This is a genomic window from Azonexus caeni, assembly GCF_048146105.1.
Taxonomy (GTDB): Bacteria; Pseudomonadota; Gammaproteobacteria; order Burkholderiales; family Rhodocyclaceae; genus Azonexus; species Azonexus aromaticus_B.
Map to the genome: position 1 here is coordinate 46,289 of NZ_JBKJAD010000002.1, position 17,601 is coordinate 63,889.

Here is a 17,601-nt window from a genome sequence, read left to right on the forward strand (position 1 = left end):
TCAGTATCCCTTGGCGGTCAGCCCAAATCGGCGGGCAATTGCTTTCGCGCGCGGGCCGTCGCCCATCAGGTCGGCGACGAAGATGTCGATCTCCTGCTTGCCGTTGGCGCCGGTTCGCTCCTGCGTCTGGCCGGCGCGGCGCTTGTCCTCGATGAGGTTGATCGTCGGGCCACCGGTGCCGCCCAGGGCGCTGTTCGGCAGCACCCGGCCTGCGGTGTTCGGCACGAAGAGTTCCGGGCCGCGTTCGCCGATCAGGTATGGCATGTCGGCGGATACCGGGCCACCGGTTGCGCGGGCGCCAGCTGCAGCCGCGCCAAGCGATGCGATGGTGGCAACGAACGGCGATGTCGCAGCGAGCGCAGCAGCGGCAGCAGCCGGCGCCATTGCCGGTCCGACGACAGGAATCGCCGCCGTCGATGCGAAGGCGTTGATCGCCGCCATCTGCTGCGACGCCATTGCATCGAATGTCTGCGCTGTCGCTGCGCTGGCCGCTGTGGTTTTTCCGACCATCGCCTGCACAACCTGATAGGCAAGCCACTGCGCCGCCATCTGGCCGAGCGCATTGACGACCGAGCGCGCCATGCCTTCGGCCATCGCCGATGCTGCCTCGCCAGCATCCCCGGCGTCGAAGATCATCCGCTCGAACGCATCGCCGAATCCTGACGAGAATTTTTCGACGACGCTCGCCGAAAGCTCGTCGAAGCTGGTAAGCGACTTTTCTGCTGACTCTAGCCACTTGGCCCAGTAGCCGCCTTCCTTGTCTTCCTCAAGGCCGAACGCGGCGCGGATACCTTTCTCGAACTGCTCGACGGAAATGCGGCCGTTATTGAATGCTTCGGACAGCAGGTCCATGTCAGCAATCTGCTTTTGCATCGCCGCTTCACCGATCAACTCGTTCAGCCGTTCGTGCTGCCGGTTGAGTTCTTCCGCCTGCTTCGCAGCTTCCTCGGTAGCGATGGCCGACTCGGCGGCCGACACAACCGTCTGCTTCCAGGTATCCGGCATGTTCAGGAAGACCGGATCGGAGAACAGTTCCATCAGGCGCTGCTGCGTCGCCGTGAGTTCCATCCCGCTGGTCTGCGCGGAAATCTGCGCCTTGTCGATGGCCTCCAGCGCCGATGCATACAGCTTGGCCGATTCGGCAAGCGGATCGGTATAGGTCGCAGGCTTCTTCGCGCTTGATCCGGCGCCAGCCAGAACCGGCGCCGCCGTCCTTGGCGTAGGAGAAGCAGTTGCCGTAAGCGTTGGATTGAAAACTCGCTTCTCGAAAGCGTCAAGTTCCGCCCTTGCCTTCCGCGCATCTTCCTTCATCATGTCGCCGATGTTGGAGAACGCCTTGAAGTCCAGACTTGCCAGAGCAGCCATCTGAGCCGCAATGCCGCCGATTTCCCGGCCAACGCCAGCAAATACAAACGCCACGTTTGCGCCGACAATTGCCAGTGTTTCGATGGTTGTTTTCGCAGCGCCGGCAGCAAGATCAAACAACGCAGTCTCTTTGCTCGCGCCGAGGATTTCTTTCGCTACCTCATTCAGCGCCGGAACCGTGGCCATCGCAAGTGTTGCCGCGAAGGTCTGCTGTTGAGTATTCAGACGGGTGATGTTGTCGTTCAACTCTACCGAGAACGGCGCCAGCCTCTCCATTGTCTTGCCGAGTAGTTCGGCTTCCTGCGCCATCGAACTCAGGCCGTCGCGGCCATTGTTCAGCATCGGGATCAGGCGAATCCCGGCTTCCTCCATCAGCTTGTTTGCGATCGCCGATTTCCCGGCGCCGTCTTCCATCTTCGCAAAAGCCTCTGCGACATCTAGCAAGACGGAATCTACGCTGCGCAACGTGCCGTCGCTTTTCGTAACGCTGATACCGAGCGCATCGAACACCGCTGCGGCTTCCTTGCTGCCAGACTGAGCAGCAAGCATTTTGTTCGACAATCCCTTGATGCCGTTGCCGAGTTCCTGAATCGACGCATCGTTGAGCGAGGCGGCATAATTCAGCGCCGAAAGGCTCTGTACAGTTACCCCGGTTCGCTGCGACAACTTGCTCAGCTCATCAGCGGCAGCCGATGCATTCTTAACCATGAGCGCCATCGCGCCAGCAACAACAACGCCAGCGCCAGCAGCGGCGGCAGCGGCTTTATTTACCGCTTCCTCGATGGCCTTCATGCGCTGCTTCATCAGCTTCTCGGCGCGGGCCGTGTCGGTCTCGAATGCGCCCGTACGCATCAAGAGGTCGACGACGATTGAGCCTGCTGTTGCCATGAGGTCAGTTCCTGTTGGTGATTCCGAAAGCCCGCAGCGTCGAAACGTCGGCGGCGCTCATGCCTTCCTGCCATGCCGGAGGCTGCAGCCAGTCGATCATGTCATCGATCTTTGCGCCGCCGCCGCGGCTGGCGATCAGCGCCGCCGGCCGGTGGTAGCGGTGCAGGTCGTCAAACGGATAGGCGCGGTAGTAGTTGAGCCAGTCGTTGTATTCGCGGCGTGTGAGCTTGCGCTTCAGCTCGCCGACTGTTTTCCCGAGCGCGAGAGCTAGGGTGTGCCAGAACCATTCTTCTCCGCGCTCGGCGATGCGTTTCCCGGCGTGGTCTCGCCGTTCACTTCCATGACTGCGGCGAAGATCGCGTTGAACGGCGCATTTTTCAGTTGCGCCGCACGCTCGGCGGTGATGGCCGGCGAGCCGTCGGGATTGCGCAGGGCTGCCGCGATCAGGTGCGCAGGCGACAGCACCTTCGGGCCGCCGGCATCCTGCGCGACGAAGCAGGCATGAAACTCGATGGCCGGAAGTTCGCGGAAGTGCATCGTGACATCGCGCCCGCCGATGCTGACGGTACGGGCGACGATGTCATCGCTGGCGAAAAGCGCTTCGTCGAGCATGGTTACGACTTCCAGGTGATGTCGATGGGGCCGGAACGCTGCAGGGTCAGCGTGCCGCGCACGATCTCGTTGGTCGCCAGGTCGAGATTGGCGTCGGCGACGTAGGCGACGAAGGCGATCGACGTCCGGCTGGCCGGCGCGACGAGGTTGCCGTTGCTGTCCAGCGTCGGCGCTGCGGTGCCGTCGGACAGGCAGACCATCCAGTCGATCTTGTCGCCGGATTCCTTGAGGTCGAACAGCACCTGGTGCGACGCCTCGCTCGGGTCCAGGTTGTACGGCACGGACACCTGGCCGGGCGTGCCGAGGCCGGCGACGTAGGTCTTGTCTTCGGTCGCATCGAGGCATGTATCCTCGATCTGATCCTTGGCGCCGCCCAGGCCGGACACGCCGGTCGGGCATGCGAGCTTGACGACGGCCGGCGACGAGCCGGACGCATCGACGAAGTAGATGTGGGTTCCTTGGGTCTTGATGGACGACATTTTTCAGGCTCCTGAAAATGAAAAACCCGCCATCGGGCGGGTTCGGTGGTGGATGAAGCGGCGGGCGGCGTTATCTGGAAAGCCAGTAGTCGATCTGGATGGCGAAGCGGTAGAGGCCGGTCTCCGGCTCGCGGCCATTGAGCGCGATGTTGGTCACATGCGCATGCGGCTCGATGGCGTTGCGGACGGCGCTGGCGAGTTGCACGGCGGCCGATCCGGATTCGGCCCAGATATCGATCTGCAAGGCCTGGCGGTCGATATCCGGCAGTTCGGACAGGTTGTTTTCCGGGGTATCGGCGACGAGAAACCAGGTCACGTAGGGCCGTGCGACGTCCTGCGGCGCTTCGCTGTGCGGGTAGATGCGCGTACTGACGATGTTCTTGACGGCGGTGTTCGTGCTGAGAATGGTGTAGATCGGCGGGAGCATGGTCAGCGTCCTGTGGTTTTCGCGAGCCGCTTCACAATGCGCTCGATGGACTTGTGCAGTTCGGTTTCCACGGTGTCCAGCGCCTGCTGCTTCTGCGTCTCGAATGCCGGGCGCAGCCATGGCTCGGGCGGCTGCTTGCTACTTCCGTACTCGAGCAGCGCAGCTGTCTTGCGCGTTGTCACGGCTTCGCCATTCCGGCCGGGGTATGCCTTGCGGCGAACGCGAACCAGGTAGCGCTCGCCGTTGCTTCCGATCGGCTTCTTGCCGCGCGTGATGACCAGGTTCTTTTCGAGCAGTCCGGTGTTCTGCCGCTTCTCTTCGCTCTTCGCGCTGGCTGTCGCTGCGATCAAGTTTTCTTTCGCCTGGCGATGGATGACGGCAGCCCCCTTGCGCAACGCTGCCCGTACCGGCCCGCCGCGCTTGCTGACGACCTCGGCCGGCAGCTTGTGCAGCACGTCAAGCACGCCATCGAGCCCAGCCATCTTCACGGTGACTTTCATAGCTCGGCGCTCTGATCACGCTCGCGCCCGAGGATCGCATTGCCGTCGAGGTCGAATGCCGGCTCTTCCTGCATCTCATCTTCGGCAAGCGCTTCGAGCAGTACGTCGAGCTTGGCTTCGATGCGGTTCAATTGTTCGCGCGGTTCAGTCATCACGCACTCCCATTTCGCACATCAGCGCCAGATGCCGGCGCAGGGTCGGGTCCGGCAGCACGGCCTTGATGTTGTAGATGTCGCCGCCGTGTTCGATCCGCATGGCCGGCGCCACGCCGCCGCGGTAGCGGATGGTGATCCGCGTCGTTACCCCGGCCTGCGTGGCCTGGGCGGCGACGAATTCGCGACCGGACAGCGGGACGATCTCGGCCGGCAGGTTGCTGACGACCGGCTGCCAGGATTCGACCACCCCGCCCCACTGGTCGCGCGTTGCCGTCAGGCCGGAGAGCGTGACGCGGTGACGCAGCTTCGGGCTCAGCATGTCAGGCTCCGAGGTTGGCGCGGTACGGCGCCATCAGCGTTTCGGCGCATTGCCGAAGCCGGATGATTTCGTCCGGCGTCGCGGCGTCGTACTTTGCCCGCACAAGCAGAAAAACGGCCGCATACAGGCTCGGCGCGACTTTCTCGCTGCTGCTCGAGTCGACCACCGTGGGCAGATCGTCGAGGTCGAGATACTGCACCGCTTCGTCGATGGCGGCGTCGAGCAGCACATCGAGCAGCGCGTCGTCGTCGTCGTGCGTGACGCGCAGGTCGCGCTTGATGTCATCGATCGTGATGGTCATAGCTTCGGTATCCAGTTTTCACGGGCCTCCCACGGCCGCGGCTTTCCGTGGAAGCAGACGACGCGGGCGCCGGACGGGATGCCGCGCCGGCAGTGCGCCTTGTACGAGACGACGGCGCCGGGCAGCACGTCCTGCCAGCGCTGCGCCGGCATGTATTCCTGCAGGAAGCCCTGATCTCCCCATCGCGGCCATTTGCTGCAGCGGGCCATGTGGCCGGCCGGGTCCGCGGTGAACGCATCCCAGACGGCCGATTTGTCGGCCTCGGCGATGTACATCAGGCCGGAGCCGACAAGGCCGGGATGGTAGAAATCGCGCAGCGCCGTCGTTCGGCCAACCGATTGGAGCGGCGCCAGATCGCCGAGCACCACGGTATCGAGATCGAGGTACAGCAGATCGCCGTCGATCGCGCCGCCGAACAGTTCCAGCTTGGCCCACCAGCCCGGCCAGCCGGTGCGCAGCGGCACGGTGGGCACGCCGGGCACGGCGACGTCCGACAGGCAGACAAGGCCGGGCACCTGGCGGGCCAGCCATTGCACATGCTGCGGGCCGTATTCCTTGCCGGCGCGCAGCACGCAGACTTTAGTGACCAAGGGCGGACTCCAACGTGACACGCGGCCAGAATTCGAGCGCCGTGTCGCGGGTTGCATTGACGATCTCGATTCCGGCTAGTTGTTTCGCCATCGCGGAGAACTGGCCGAACCAGTGCGGCAGCGAGACAGCATTCCCCAGCCATTTTGGGTGGTTGCCGTGCCAGTGCCGCTTGCCGTCGGCTGCATACTTGCAGTCATAGCCAAGCATGACGATGCGACGAGCGCCGAAGTGCGCGGCTAGGGCCAGCGCCCCGGCTCCGCTGTTTCCTCCATATCCGAATTGAACGCGGCGGGCGTTGTAACATCCGGAAATAGGCGCGATTTTCTCGCCTTCAAACCCGGCCTCGACTTCCTTGTGATACTTCTGCCACCAAGGCTTGTCCATCGCGTACAGCACGTCCGCCCACGGCGCAGCCTGGAATGTCGTATTGGTTACGATTACGCCGCGACTGTCTTCTTCCGTCCCCGCTTCGCGCCAGGCTTTGACTCGGGCAACATCGTCTGCGGTAAGGCTTGGCCCGCTTGCGATGCAGACGACGGTACGCCAGCGGGCTTGGTGGGGCGGCTTTCTTGCAGCAGCGAGGCATCGATCATGACCAGGCCTTTGCGGCGCATCTTTTCTGCCTCTCGGTCGCTCGCATAGAAGCGGGCGCCCTTGGATCGGCGCTGGCCGTGGTCGAAAGATTGCAGAGCAATCACATATGGCATGTTCTGTCCTCTATGCCGGCGACGCCGAAGCGCCGCCGGTTTCAGGATGATTAAGAAGCGACGATGATGTCGTCGAAGTCGCCCTTGACGAACGCGGACGGGCGATACACGGTCAGGCCGACGCGCTCTTCACAGAGGATCGTGACCATGTTTTTCACGAAGTTGTCGCGGTCTTCGTAGCTGATCGCCACGCTGACGTCTTCGCGGTCCCAGCCCTGCACCGCCTGACCGCCGCCGAAGGCGCCGACGAGGAAGTCGCCGGAATCCATGCTCTGCGTCGGGACAATGTTGCGGCCCCAGAGCGACGGCATACCGGCCATGCTCGGATTGGCGAACAGGTAGGCGTTGTCGGTGGTCTTGAGCAGTTCGATGGACGCCCAGTCAATCGGCGACAGCACGATGGCGTCGGCGTAATACTCGGACAGTTCGACTTGCAGCAGCGCCAGGCGCAGGCGGTCGATGCGGGTTTCAGCCTGCACGGACACGCCAGGGTTAAGGTAGGCGGTAGCCTGGGTGTAGATGCCGTCGATGTTTAGGCCGACGCCGGAGCCCTTGAGCAGCTGCGCCTCTTCCTTCAGCTTGAGGCCGTAACGCAGGCGGCCGTCGATGTACGACTGCAGCTGCGGCACGTCGGCCAGCACCTGGCGCGACGCCGGAATCCAGTGCGCGATGGTGGCCACCGGCGCGGTGTCGGCCTCGAAGGTGATGTTCGATTCCGGCTTGTTGCTGTTCGGGTTTTCCGACACGACGTTCGCCGAGTTGGTATAGACCAGCTCGCGGGCGAACTCGATGCTGTTGCTGGTCGTGCGGCCCCAGTTGATCAGGTCGCGGATTGTCAGGCGGCGCTGGCCCGGCGTGATGATGCCAGGCACTCGCTGCGGCACGATCAGATCGCCAGCCGATGCAGCGCCTTCAGTGATCGCGGCCTTGACGCCCATGCGGAACGAGCCACGCGGGTTGGCGGCGAACGCGGCGTACTCTTCGGACGCGGTGATCTGCTCGCCCATCGAGCGCGGCGCGTTGGAGCCGCCGCCGCCCTGTTCGAGCTTGACGACGAGTTGCTCGGCGGCTTGCAGACGGGCTTGCAGTTCGCCTTGCGTGGTCAGCAGCTTGTCGACAGATGCGCGGGTTTCTTCGGACAGCTTGGCGTTCGCCTTGATTTCCTTCTCGGCGGCTTCTGCCTGGGTCTTGATCTGGTCGCTGATCCGTGACAGTTCGGCCTTGATCTTGTCGGCGACATCGCCAGTCGTGCCGAGCAGGCCGAAGGCCAGTGCTTCTGCGCCGGGCTGCCAGATGCCAAGCGAGTAGAGAACGGACGCCATGATGGCCGCCGCAGCGATGAACAACTGGGAACGGCTGAGATTGAATTGCATTTGTGTTGCTCCTATGACATGAACGACTTGAGGACATCGAGCGCCACAACTTCGGCGGTCGAATTGGGCGTATGCCCACGGTCGGCGGAATCGCTCACGCCGTTTCCAGCCGAATCGCTCAGGCCGGACTTGAACTCGGAAATCAGTTTTTGCGCTTCGCTGCGCGGCATGCCGGATGCACGCAGCGCCGACTCGATGCGGCGCACGGCGGCGGCCTTGGCTGCAGCACCGTCATGGCCTACCTGATCGGACGGCAGCAATTCGTCGGCGAATCCGCGGTCGACCGCATCGGATCCGCCAATCCATGTTTCGGCGTCAAGCAGCTTCTGGATCGACTTCACATCGTCCCCGGTGCGGGCAGCGTAGATGTCGGCCATCGCCGCGTCGAAGGGCTCGAGGTAGTCGGCCACGTCGCGCAGATCATTGCGGTTTCCGGCGGCGACCACCCATGCGTTGTGGATCATCAGGAAGCCGGCACGGGCGACCTGTACGTTGTCGCCCGCCATGGCGATGATGGATGCGGCAGATGCCGCGACGCCGAGGACGCGCACCGTGACTTCGCCGGCGTGCTCGCGCAGCAGGTTGTAGATCGCCAGGCCTTCGAACAGATCGCCGCCGGGAGAATTGACGTTGACCGTGACCGGGCCTTTGCCGAGGGAACGCAGCGCCGAGGCGATGCGCTTGGCGGTGACGCCTTCGCCGGTCCAGTAGTCGACACCGATCACGTCATAGATGCCGATGCTGCGGTCTTCTTCGGCGGAGGCCGCCCGGATCGATGCGTCCCAGCTGGCGAGCGCACGCGGCGAGATCTGGCTGCTGACGCCCGAGCGCGGGCGGGCCTCCGGGGTGGCCGGAAGCGTCTTGATCGTCATGGGTTGGTCTCCTAGTTTTCGGCGAGCCACGCCGAGATGGCGGCGCGGGCTTGCTGGTCGGCGGTGCTGTTGCCGAGCGTGTCGAGCGGCGCCAGGGCGGTCTGGACGGTCAGCACCGAGGCGTTCCCGCCCATCGGCTCGCGGTCCTCGAGCTCGCGCACTTCATCGCGGGTCAGGATGCCGTTATTGACCATCGCGCTGTAGAAGGCGGCGCGGCCGGCTGAGTCGGCGCGCAGCAGGCCCTCGATAGCAAACTTCGGGTAGTAGCGCTGGCGATCAACCGGCGACAGCAAATCCTTGCTGATCGACTGCTCGATGCGGCGCAGCCACGGCCCGAGGGTGAAGGCCAAGAAGCCGATCATCTGCTGCTCGATGCCGGTTCCCCAACTCGTGCTTTTCTCAGAGTGACCGACCATGAACGGCGGGACGCGGAACCAGCGGCAGATTTCCTCGACAGAGAAGGCGCGAGACTCAAGCAACTGCGCATCAGCGGGATCAATGCCGATGGTGCCGACTTCCATCTCGGCTTCGAGGATGGCCGGCTTGCCTGCATTGATCGCACCGCTCAAGCGCGTCTCGATGAACTCCCGCGCCTCAGTGCGCTGGTTGTCCTTCAGCGTCTTCGGGTACTTGAACCAAGTCGTCGGCATCAAGCCACGGGCGAAAGTCCCGGATGCGGCCTGCTCTGCCGACAGCGCAGCGCCGAATACGTTGGCACCGTAGGCGATCACTGAAACGCCGGACTTCCCGTCCAGAGAAAAGCCTGGGATGTTCCAGATACGGTCGGCTGGGATGATGCGCTGCCTGCCGTTCGACTCGGTGTAGCGATATTCAGACTTCCCATCCGCCCCACGGGTGATCGACAATCGGCTCGGGTTGAGGAACTGAAGGCCGACCAGGCGATTCCCGATCATCAGCTTCTCAGCCCGCGCATTCCCGCGAAGAAGCATCGCGGCGACGGTCGCCTCCCAATGCACAGCCGCCGTCGTATCGGCGTTCGGCATGTCGTGCAGAAGAACGTGCAGCGGGTGTTGCGTTGCGATGCGCTTCCCGCTCGCTGTCCGCTCGTACATCGAGAGCGGAAGCGTCGCGATGGTTTCGCTGATCAGCCGAGCGCAGGCCCACACAGCAGACAAAGACAACATGCTGTCAGCCGTCACGGACTGTCCGGATGCTGACGACGACACGGACAGTTCGCGCCAGAACTCAGGATCAGTCAGGCCGACCGGGACGCCGAGCCAGTCAAGGATCGCCGCCTTGATCCGGCCTGGTTGTTTCGTCTGTGTCGTCATCCGTGCACCGGGTTTCTGAAGAATGATTCAAGGTCGATCTGATCTTCTGCTTCACGCAACATCACTCGACCGATTGCCATGACCAGCGCCACAGCGCCGTCAATCTTGTTCTCGACGCCCTGCTTGATCGGGCGCATTACGTCGTCGTTTCCTGGAAGTGTTTTGGCGATCAGGTTGCCAACGCACCACGTCATGATTGGATTGCCGTCATGATGGAACCGGCCGGACATGATCGCGGCTTCCAGTTCCTTCATCGGGTCGGACATGTTCGTGTAGTTCTGCACCGTGGTGATCGGTGTCAAACCTTCGTCGTCCAAATGGTGCGAAAGGTTCGTCGCACCGTGCGGATCGATCGGGCTTTGCAGAACCGGCGCCGCCTTGTTGGCCTCGACCGCCTCCGCGAGGATTTCCCGATAGTCGATCTCGGCGCCGTCAGTCGCGACCAATAGGCCGGCGTTCAGCCACCCCTGGAACCGTTCTGCCATCCGGCGATTCTCGCTGTTGAAGACAGTGTCTTCCGGCACCCAAAAGCGCGGCGCCACGCTGTAGTAGTGACGCTTTCCCTCGATGTCGCGCCAGAACAGGCGCGCCATGCTGTTCATGTCGAGCTTGCGTGCCAGGTCGAAGCCAAGAATGCACTGCTGGCCCTCGAACTGCTCAAGCGTCAGCGATCGATCTTCGCAAAACCACCACGCCTCCATGTTGATGAACGCGGTCTTCGCGGTCACCCAGACGTTCAGGTGCTTCGTCTTGAAAGTGTTGGCAAAGCGCGCATTCTTGATTGCGCGCTGCTGCTGACTCTCCAGGTACTCCCGATAGACAGAGACGCCGATGTTCGGATTCGCTTTCGCCAATACCTTCGGATCGGTCCAGTCGTCTCCTTCGTCAATCGTCCAGATCCAGCCGAACAGCTCTGGGCTGTCGGTGGTGCCTTCCAGCATCTCGACAACCTCGCGCCGCTTGTCGTAGCACGGACCTTCGATGTCGGCGCCGGCCGTCGTGATGATGAACATCAGCGGCTGACGGCGCGCCCCCATGCCGGTGAGCATGGTCTCGTACAGCGCCGCGGTCTGGTGCTCGTGGTACTCATCGACAATGGCGCACGACGGCGACGCACCGTCGCCTGGCGTACCGATGATCGGCTCGAACCGGCTGCCATCTGCCGGAAGGTTCATGTTCGAGGCGTTGACCTCGATGCCGGCATGCTCGACCAGCAGCGGAGAGCGCTTGATCATCAGCCGCGCCGGCCTGAATACTTCCCAGGCCTGCTTTTCCGTCGTTGCGCCGGAATACACCTCCGCGCCTGATTCACCGTCGGCAACGAACATCCCGATTCCGACGCCTGCGGCGACCACCGACTTCCCGTTCTTGCGCGGCACTTCCCAGTAGCTTTCGCGGAAGCGGCGCAGGCCGCTTCCCTTCTTCAGCCAGCCGAACGTCGCCATCAGGCCAAAGCACTGCCACGGCTCTAGCGTCACAAGCTGGCGCTTGAAAGCCCACTCGCCCTTAGTGTGCGGCAATAGCTCAATCAGCCGCAGCTTCAGTTCAGCCGCCCCGGGATCGAACCGGTACGGGAAGTCCTTGTCGCGCTGGCGATCAAGGTCGTCAAGGTGGCGCTTGCACGCGAGAACGACGTAGCGGCCGGCTGGAATCTTTCCGCGCACGACATCGCGGGCGAACTTCAGCCCGGCCGCAACCAGGCGGTGCTTAGCCTCGGCCATGCATCAGGCTCCGAGCAAAGCCGCGAACGGGTTTCCGTCGCCTGCCGGCTTTGCACCGACCAGACGCTGCCGGCTTGACGGATCAAGGCCAAGCAGCGCACCGAATGTCGCCATCTGGCGAGCAGCTTCGTTGATGATGGTCGCCGCCGGATTCTTCTTCAGGTTGCCGTGGTCGTCGGTGACCAAGAGCCCGCGCATTGCAACCTCGTTCTCAGCAAGCCGGAACCGGCCGTAGGCAGAGCAATAAACCTCAAGGTTCTGAACGTCTGTCATCTGCAGTATTCGCTGCTCGCACAACTGCGGCGCGAGCAATTCCCACAGGTCGCGCGCCGGGCCATCCATCCAGACAGGAGCATCGATGTTGCGAAGCTCTCCGAAGTTCGGCTCGGCCTTGTTTAAGGCGCGTTTGCCAGGGTTCCCCGCTGCGGCCTTGCGCGCTACCGGCTTCGGCTTGCGGCCCCGGCCCGGGGCTACTGGCATGGTGGATCACCTCAAGTTCTAAATTCGCGGGCGTAAAAAAAGGATTGAGCGGCCGGTTTCCAAGAGCATTTATCCAAAGATTTGCCCCACCCCTCCCCGCACTCGTCCGCGCTGAGATTCGCGCTCAGTCTTGGCTTTGTGGCAGTCGTGGCACAGCCCCTGGATGTTGCTTATGTCATCGGTGCCGCCTTCTGACAGGGGGATGATGTGATCCCTCTGCGTGGCAGGCGTGATCATTCCGTGTCTCCTGCACTCAGCGCACAGAGGATCGTCTGCGAAGAGTTGATCCCGCAGCTTCTGCAATCTGCGCCCGGTTATGCGCTTCGGTGCGTTGTTCCGCTTCTTCCATGCGGCGCCTTCTGATGCGTGCTTGGCACAGTAGCCAGGAATATCGACAAGCTCAGGACACCCGCGATGACGGCACGGTGTCTTTGTTCGTCTTGGCATGGAGTAGGTGCAAAAAAACCCGCTATGGATTCCATGCGGGTTGTGTGCCGGCCCTGCTACGTCCGGGCCGTACGACTCCATCGGTTCTCCGACATATCTCCGTGACTTGCCCGGAGCGGCTTCACTGCTGATGCTGATGCTTCAACACGTGAGGCGGCTACCTAGCCGACGCATCGGCAATCTCTCGATTTGTCGCAACCGCCTTTCGTGTTAATGCCGGTTACGCTGTCCGGCGGGATGGTGCCAATCCCCGCATATGTGTCCGCTCGTCATGCACGACGTATCCGCTGGCAAGGCGGCCTTTTCACGGCCTAGAGATTTTCCGCGAGCCTAGGCGTTTTCCCGCGTCCTTCTGGCACGCCGTTATCGCGTACCGTCATCGGATTACCTGCCTTGTGCATGCCTCAAGGCGCCCCGCACAGGCAATAAAAAACCCGCGTTGCTTTCGCTTCGCGGGTTCTGTGCGCACGACTGGTACGGTATGTGAAACAGCGTAAATCAGAACATCAAATTCCGCAAGTTGAATCGCCACTGAATCATTCCACAAGCCCCCCATCCTTCAGCCTCTCGTCAATCGCCACCTGAGCCGCGCTCTCGATCTCGCGCAGCCTCTTGAACGCTGCCGACTTCCGCCGCGTCATCGTGTCGGCAGACATGTCGTACTTGTCGCACAGGTCGGCAAGCTTGATCTTGTGTCCGTTTGCGTCTCGGATGCCGAAGTACAGGCATACCAGCGCATGCACCATCCGCCGGTTGTGGCCGCCGGTACCGAGCGCCGGCATGACGAATTGAACCAGCAGCATCGCGTACTGCAGCAACTTCTCGCGGTTGAGTTCGTGCCGGCATGCGATGGCAAGCGGTGCGGGGAACGACATGGATTCGACGTACCGTTTGACCGTCCCGGCGATGGCTGCTCCGTCCAGTCCAACGAGTCCGCGCCCGCTTCCGCAAGGGCCGCCCTTCATCATCTTTGCCAGCGCTGTCATCGCGTACTGCTGGCTGGAGTAGGCGTAGGCGAACCGGCACGCGTCGTGACCGGACCGAAACAAGGGGGTAATCTCTTCTCGCTTCATTCAGTTTCCTTCCAGAGGGAGCATTTCCCCTTGCGGCCGACCTTTCGCCCGCGGTCGCAGTTGGCGATGATCGTGGCGCCAGAGGCGTCGATGTTGAGACGGGCGCAGCCATTGCAGCCCTTCAGGCGCTTCTCGATCGCGTTTTCCTTGGCGATCAGGACTGCGAGCGGGTCGCGGTATTGGTGAGAAGGCAGGATGCTCACAGCGCACGCACCTCCACCTCGGCCTCGGCGCGCTCCGCGTATTCCTTGCGCACTGTCAATTCGACGACCTGCTTGTCGTCGAGGAAGACGATGTTGTTCATTGCGTCGAAGATTCCCTTCACGACGTTGTCGATGTCGGGCTTGCTTGTCGGACGCAAATCTCCACAAATCGCTGCCATTCGTTTTTTATTCGACCAGCTAGCCGGAGGTACCAGGCGGATTGTGATCGTCGAACTGACGGCGATTTTGAAAGGATTGGCGCCGTTCATTGCCGACTGTGCGGCGACTTTTACAAGGTTTTCATAGCTCGCCGTCTTCTCCGGCGTATAGGTGCTGACGAAGTTGCCACGCCTCGCGAACTTTGGACGCCCCTTTCCAACCGGCGTACCGGGAACCACGAATTGAACTTTCATCCCTCTCCCCTTTCCTCGGCTTCCTTGGCCGCAGAAAACGCCTCTTCCTTCGATGCGTGACGCCCAACAGCACGCGGCCGCTTTTCGTGCCACAGCTCGAAGCTGACAACACCGTTGGTGCTGACGCTGCACACCGTCCAAGGCGAGCACTGCCAGGCGTAGTCGCTGACCTGGCGCCAGTAGCGAGCGTCGGTCATGGCTCGCCTCTCGCAAGATCCTCTGCAATGAACGCCGCCAATTCCTCGACTGTCGCCACCGTCCGCATTTCCTGGCCGACGAACCCGATGTTCAACGGACGCTCGCCGAAGTGGTTTTCACACCACCATGACTCGAGCGTTCCCCAATCCCAGCCGATTTGATCCGCTACCTGGCGCGTGTAGGCGCCCATAAGCCCATAGACGGCATCACCGAGTGGGCTTTCGACCACCGGGCCGGCGACTGCTGCAAGCTGATCCATGCGCTCTTCGCATAGCTGCATTGATGTCTGCCATGCAGTCAGGATTTGGAGGATTTTGGTTTCGGTCATGCCTGCCCCGCCTCTTCAAAACGCCGCTGCTTCCAGGCTGCGCGAACGTCATCGCGCAACCGGTCAGCGGCGGGCTTTCCGCGGCTTTTCTCGACCTTGTCGAAATACTCGGCGGCCTTGTCGCCTTTTTTTGGGTAGTACCGAAGCATCACGTCATTGATTTCGCAGCGATGAAGATCTTCGGCGGCCAGTTGCTCGGCATTCTCGACGCCGGATTCCTGCATGATCGCCAGGCGCTCGGCGTGGTGCTCTGTCATGGATTCGAAGAGGTCGGTCATCGCGCTTACTCCATCCCTCGACCACGCCTTGGCGCGACCTTTGTTTCGCTTGCACGGTAGGCCGCCGCCTTGTCCTCTGGTGCCAAGTTGTTGAAGCGCGAATACTCGCCCTGGAAGCCAACGATGACAGAGCCGGTCTCGCCCATGCGCTGCTTCGAGATGATGATTTCCGCCATCCCCTTGAACGCTGAATCCTTGTTGTAGTAGTCGTCCCGATACATCATCAAGATCAGGTCTGCGTCTTGCTCGATGGCGCCGGATTCGCGCAAGTCGGACATCATTGGGCGCTTATCCGCCCGGTCTTCGACTTTCCGTGAAAGCTGGGAAAGTGCGATTACCGGGCAGTTGAATTCCTTTGCAAGGCCCTTCAGGCCTCGAGAAATCGCTGACACCTCCTGCTCTCGGTTTGCCGCCTTCCCGAGATTCGCAGCAGCCAACTGGATGTAGTCGACGACAACAAGATCGACGCTTCCGAGCTTTCGAGCAACGCGCCGGCAGCGCGATCGCATCTGCATCACAGACAACCCGCCGCGGTCATCAATGACTAGCTTCGACTTGTAGAGCTTGCCGACCGCGTAGCTCATGCGAGAAAAATCGTCGTCGGTCATTTTCCCGGTTCGCAGCGCATTCAGGCCTACCCGTCCGACAGAAGAGACGGAGCGAATTCCAAGCTGCTCCGACTGCATTTCCATCGAGAACACGACGACAGCCTTGTCTTCCTCAATGGCTGCGTGCTCGGCGATATTGAGCGCCAAAGCAGTCTTACCCATCGATGGGCGGCCGGCGATGATTACCAGGTCTCCGGGCATGAAACCGTTGGTCTTGGCGTCCAGGTCGCCCAGGCCGCTGGACATGCCTGCCATACCGCCGTCGCTATCGAACCGCTCCTGAACCGACTGAACGACCTTGCTGAGCACGGAACCGATCGTGACCGACTCACTATCGCCAATGTCTGCCGACTCCGACAACGCATAGACCATTGCTGCGGCCTCGTCGATGCGCTCCGCTGCCGGAGTTGTTGAGTCCGCAGCAGCAAGGCTAGAGATGGTTTCTGAAGCAGCCATCAAGTCTCGCAACAATCGGCGTTCGCGCACGACATCAGCGTACCTTGCAATGCTCACGGCGCTCGGCGTGTTCATCTGCAACTCGCCGAGATAGGCAAGCCCGACGTAATCTGAATCGACGCCTGACGATTCCAAAAACTCGGCAACCGTAATCACATCGACCGGCTTGCGCTCTGCGATCATCATCGAGATTGCCCGGAAAATCACTCGGTGGTCTTCGCGGTAAAAATCACCTTCGGTCAGCCAGTCGATGCGGTCAATTGCCGCCGGGTCTTGCAGCAGCGCCCCAAGAACTGATTGCTCGGACTCGACGTGAAAAAGGTTGCTCACGCGGCCTCCTTGTTCTCGTAGTTGCCGCTCAGAACCTTGGCGAAGTTCTCGGCTTTCATCAGCCAGCCAAGGTCGCAGCCTTGCCACTTACCGTCGCGTCCGGTCAGGAAATCCGACCTCGAGACGTAGGCAAAGAAACGGTCAAAGAAGCTCAGTGCCGACTCGGTGTCGGTTGCATAGCGTGCGCCGTCTGGCTTCCTTGCCGTCAGAACCCATCGCCACCGAGACGCAAGGTTCTGTTGCCGCCGGCCTTCCCAAATCCTCGGGTAAGGCAGACCAGGAAGGTGCGATCCGTAGAGATCGATGATTTTTTGGTGAGGGCAGTTCGTCGCCTGCTTGCTGGCGACACAATCCTCGTTAGAGGATTGTTTACTCTCTTCTGTATCTGTATCTAGGCCGTTAGCTACCTGTTTCTGTAACGTTACATCTGCGTTTTTCTTCTTCTCTCGATGCCTTGCAACCCGCTCTGCGCTTGAATCTGAGCGCATTTGGCGCTTATCCCAATTGACGGGGTTTGCGCCTTCGTCGATCAGTCCTTTGCCAACAAGAACGGCCTTTGTTTTAGCCCATTCATCGGCGCTGACGCGAAGTTGAAACGCGATTTCTTCGTCGTGTAACGTTACATGTCCGTTACACCTAATGCACAACAACATGATGTAACGGCGCTGGTCAGCTTCAGAAAGCATCTGAACCTTCGGGTCGGTTACAAATTCTGCGTACATGCGGAACCATTGGTTCGCCATCACAGAATCCCCTTGTCGGATTCCATTCGCTCGACCTGGCGGTCGCTTCTCCCGTTGATTAGCTCTGTCATCCAGGCGCTTGATCGGCGAGCAATTAAGTAGCCAGCAACCATCAGGCGGCGAGCAATGGCAATCTTGAATTCCCTGAACAGATCGGCGGATAGATCAATCATTTCCGCACCTGTGGCAGACAAACCCGGCCTTGGCGTGCTCGCCAGTAGCCTCTGTCCGCATCTTTCCGCACCGCACGAAGCGGCAGCGCTTCGGCGTCGACGTGACGCCAAGCATCTTTCCGGCGCGCTTCGCTGTGTTGTCGCGAAGCTGCTGGTTAGCGACTGGCTCGCCGCGGTAGTAGATGCTCATTCCGCCGCTCCGCCGCGGTTATTCATGTAGTCGTCGCGCAGCTCAAGCGCCGCCGCGAACCACAGCAAAACCACCGCCC

Annotated in this window: 28 protein-coding genes; all 28 read right to left on the reverse strand. The window is 61.5% G+C overall.

Going from position 1 to position 17,601, the window contains the following annotated elements; translation table 11 throughout:
• The gene (locus tag ACLIIZ_RS03050) at nt 1-2,253 is read right to left on the reverse strand and encodes a phage tail tape measure protein (RefSeq protein WP_416690734.1); all 2,253 of its coding nucleotides are present in this window, start codon (nt 2,251-2,253) and stop codon (nt 1-3) included.
• Nucleotides 2,254-2,257: 4 nt separating this feature from the next.
• The gene (locus ACLIIZ_RS21225) at nt 2,258-2,560 is read right to left on the reverse strand and encodes a phage tail assembly protein T (protein ID WP_465221434.1); all 303 of its coding nucleotides are present in this window, start codon (nt 2,558-2,560) and stop codon (nt 2,258-2,260) included.
• Nucleotides 2,521-2,865: a hypothetical protein gene (locus ACLIIZ_RS03055; protein WP_416690735.1), complete on the reverse strand. Its 345-nt coding sequence runs from the start codon at nt 2,863-2,865 to the stop codon at nt 2,521-2,523. The genes ACLIIZ_RS21225 and ACLIIZ_RS03055 overlap by 40 nt, the downstream gene beginning before the upstream one ends.
• A 2-nt stretch (nt 2,866-2,867) precedes the next feature.
• The gene (locus ACLIIZ_RS03060; protein ID WP_416690736.1) at nt 2,868-3,344 is read right to left on the reverse strand and encodes a phage tail tube protein; all 477 of its coding nucleotides are present in this window, start codon (nt 3,342-3,344) and stop codon (nt 2,868-2,870) included.
• A gap of 70 nt (nt 3,345-3,414) precedes the next feature.
• On the reverse strand, nt 3,415-3,771 hold the full coding sequence (locus tag ACLIIZ_RS03065) for a DUF3168 domain-containing protein (RefSeq protein WP_416690737.1): 357 nt from the start codon (nt 3,769-3,771) through the stop codon (nt 3,415-3,417).
• 2 nt (nt 3,772-3,773) lie between these two features.
• Nucleotides 3,774-4,271: an HK97-gp10 family putative phage morphogenesis protein gene (locus ACLIIZ_RS03070; protein WP_416690738.1), complete on the reverse strand. Its 498-nt coding sequence runs from the start codon at nt 4,269-4,271 to the stop codon at nt 3,774-3,776.
• Entirely contained in the window at nt 4,268-4,423 is a 156-nt protein-coding gene (locus ACLIIZ_RS03075) for a hypothetical protein (protein WP_416690739.1), read from the reverse strand. The genes ACLIIZ_RS03070 and ACLIIZ_RS03075 overlap by 4 nt, the downstream gene beginning before the upstream one ends.
• Nucleotides 4,416-4,745, reverse strand: coding sequence for a phage head closure protein (locus ACLIIZ_RS03080; protein ID WP_416690740.1), 330 nt, complete (start codon nt 4,743-4,745; stop codon nt 4,416-4,418). The genes ACLIIZ_RS03075 and ACLIIZ_RS03080 overlap by 8 nt, the downstream gene beginning before the upstream one ends.
• Nucleotide 4,746: 1 nt before the next feature.
• Entirely contained in the window at nt 4,747-5,046 is a 300-nt protein-coding gene (locus tag ACLIIZ_RS03085) for a head-tail connector protein (RefSeq protein WP_416690741.1), read from the reverse strand.
• The gene (locus ACLIIZ_RS03090; protein ID WP_416690742.1) at nt 5,043-5,636 is read right to left on the reverse strand and encodes a hypothetical protein; all 594 of its coding nucleotides are present in this window, start codon (nt 5,634-5,636) and stop codon (nt 5,043-5,045) included. The genes ACLIIZ_RS03085 and ACLIIZ_RS03090 overlap by 4 nt, the downstream gene beginning before the upstream one ends.
• Nucleotides 5,626-6,021 (reverse strand): hypothetical protein, encoded by a 396-nt coding sequence (locus tag ACLIIZ_RS03095; protein WP_416690743.1) that lies wholly within the window; start codon nt 6,019-6,021, stop codon nt 5,626-5,628. The genes ACLIIZ_RS03090 and ACLIIZ_RS03095 overlap by 11 nt, the downstream gene beginning before the upstream one ends.
• A 53-nt stretch (nt 6,022-6,074) precedes the next feature.
• Complete coding sequence (locus tag ACLIIZ_RS03100; protein ID WP_416690744.1) at nt 6,075-6,344, reverse strand: hypothetical protein; 270 nt, start codon at nt 6,342-6,344, stop codon at nt 6,075-6,077.
• Nucleotides 6,345-6,394: 50 nt separating this feature from the next.
• Complete coding sequence (locus tag ACLIIZ_RS03105; RefSeq protein WP_416690745.1) at nt 6,395-7,717, reverse strand: phage major capsid protein; 1,323 nt, start codon at nt 7,715-7,717, stop codon at nt 6,395-6,397.
• Between the two features lie 11 nt (nt 7,718-7,728).
• Nucleotides 7,729-8,589, reverse strand: a complete 861-nt coding sequence (locus ACLIIZ_RS03110) for a head maturation protease, ClpP-related (RefSeq protein WP_416690746.1) — start codon at nt 8,587-8,589, stop codon at nt 7,729-7,731.
• Nucleotides 8,590-8,600: 11 nt separating this feature from the next.
• Nucleotides 8,601-9,881 carry a phage portal protein gene (locus ACLIIZ_RS03115; RefSeq protein WP_416690747.1) on the reverse strand — a complete coding sequence of 427 codons (1,281 nt, stop codon included), beginning with the start codon at nt 9,879-9,881 and terminating at the stop codon, nt 8,601-8,603.
• A complete protein-coding gene (locus ACLIIZ_RS03120; protein ID WP_416690748.1) occupies nt 9,878-11,602 on the reverse strand; it encodes a terminase large subunit in 1,725 nt (574 codons plus the stop codon). Before ACLIIZ_RS03120 ends, ACLIIZ_RS03115 begins: the two co-directional genes overlap by 4 nt.
• Before the next feature lie 3 nt (nt 11,603-11,605).
• A complete protein-coding gene (locus ACLIIZ_RS03125) occupies nt 11,606-12,082 on the reverse strand; it encodes a phage terminase small subunit P27 family (protein WP_416690749.1) in 477 nt (158 codons plus the stop codon).
• Between the two features lie 69 nt (nt 12,083-12,151).
• Entirely contained in the window at nt 12,152-12,610 is a 459-nt protein-coding gene (locus ACLIIZ_RS03130; protein ID WP_416690750.1) for an HNH endonuclease, read from the reverse strand.
• A gap of 455 nt (nt 12,611-13,065) precedes the next feature.
• A complete protein-coding gene (locus tag ACLIIZ_RS03135; RefSeq protein ID WP_416690751.1) occupies nt 13,066-13,602 on the reverse strand; it encodes a hypothetical protein in 537 nt (178 codons plus the stop codon).
• Nucleotides 13,599-13,805 (reverse strand): hypothetical protein, encoded by a 207-nt coding sequence (locus ACLIIZ_RS03140; protein ID WP_416690752.1) that lies wholly within the window; start codon nt 13,803-13,805, stop codon nt 13,599-13,601. Before ACLIIZ_RS03140 ends, ACLIIZ_RS03135 begins: the two co-directional genes overlap by 4 nt.
• The gene (locus tag ACLIIZ_RS03145) at nt 13,802-14,218 is read right to left on the reverse strand and encodes a RusA family crossover junction endodeoxyribonuclease (protein ID WP_416690753.1); all 417 of its coding nucleotides are present in this window, start codon (nt 14,216-14,218) and stop codon (nt 13,802-13,804) included. The genes ACLIIZ_RS03140 and ACLIIZ_RS03145 overlap by 4 nt, the downstream gene beginning before the upstream one ends.
• Complete coding sequence (locus tag ACLIIZ_RS03150; protein WP_416690754.1) at nt 14,215-14,415, reverse strand: hypothetical protein; 201 nt, start codon at nt 14,413-14,415, stop codon at nt 14,215-14,217. Before ACLIIZ_RS03150 ends, ACLIIZ_RS03145 begins: the two co-directional genes overlap by 4 nt.
• Nucleotides 14,412-14,744, reverse strand: coding sequence for a hypothetical protein (locus ACLIIZ_RS03155; protein WP_416690755.1), 333 nt, complete (start codon nt 14,742-14,744; stop codon nt 14,412-14,414). The genes ACLIIZ_RS03150 and ACLIIZ_RS03155 overlap by 4 nt, the downstream gene beginning before the upstream one ends.
• A complete protein-coding gene (locus tag ACLIIZ_RS03160; RefSeq protein ID WP_416690756.1) occupies nt 14,741-15,022 on the reverse strand; it encodes a DUF7696 family protein in 282 nt (93 codons plus the stop codon). The genes ACLIIZ_RS03155 and ACLIIZ_RS03160 overlap by 4 nt, the downstream gene beginning before the upstream one ends.
• Nucleotides 15,023-15,027: 5 nt before the next feature.
• A complete protein-coding gene (gene dnaB / locus ACLIIZ_RS03165) occupies nt 15,028-16,416 on the reverse strand; it encodes a replicative DNA helicase (RefSeq protein ID WP_416690757.1) in 1,389 nt (462 codons plus the stop codon).
• Nucleotides 16,413-17,159: a hypothetical protein gene (locus tag ACLIIZ_RS03170; protein WP_416690758.1), complete on the reverse strand. Its 747-nt coding sequence runs from the start codon at nt 17,157-17,159 to the stop codon at nt 16,413-16,415. Before ACLIIZ_RS03170 ends, dnaB begins: the two co-directional genes overlap by 4 nt.
• On the reverse strand, nt 17,159-17,332 hold the full coding sequence (locus tag ACLIIZ_RS03175; protein ID WP_416690759.1) for a hypothetical protein: 174 nt from the start codon (nt 17,330-17,332) through the stop codon (nt 17,159-17,161). Before ACLIIZ_RS03175 ends, ACLIIZ_RS03170 begins: the two co-directional genes overlap by 1 nt.
• The gene (locus tag ACLIIZ_RS03180; RefSeq protein ID WP_416690760.1) at nt 17,325-17,522 is read right to left on the reverse strand and encodes a hypothetical protein; all 198 of its coding nucleotides are present in this window, start codon (nt 17,520-17,522) and stop codon (nt 17,325-17,327) included. Before ACLIIZ_RS03180 ends, ACLIIZ_RS03175 begins: the two co-directional genes overlap by 8 nt.
• Nucleotides 17,523-17,601: the final 79 nt, after the last annotated feature.